General features: G+C 47.2%; 1 protein-coding gene. It reads right to left on the minus strand.

All coding sequences use genetic code 11. The features are described from left to right. Window positions 1–316 (minus strand): ABC transporter ATP-binding protein (locus HC176_RS18625; protein WP_167920465.1); only part of this gene is annotated, 316 nt, incomplete at both ends.

The following is a 316-nucleotide window of genomic DNA, read 5'->3' on the forward strand; positions in this document are numbered from 1 at the left end:
TTTCGATCATCCCATCTCTAAGACGTATAATACGGTGGGCGTGGCGGGCGATCTCTTCTTCATGTGTCACAAGAATCACTGTGTTTCCTGCGGTATGAATTTCATCGAACAGGTTCATGATCTCTACAGAAGTTTTGGAATCCAGATTTCCCGTGGGTTCATCGGCAAGAATAATGGAAGGATTGTTCACCAAAGCTCTTCCCACTGCAACCCTTTGTCGCTGCCCACCCGAGAGCTGATTGGGTTTATGATCCATTCTGTCAGAAAGGCCTACATCGAAAAGTACCTTCTCTGCACGTTCCTTGCGCTGAGCTTT

It is taken from the genome of Tamlana crocina (assembly GCF_012037625.1).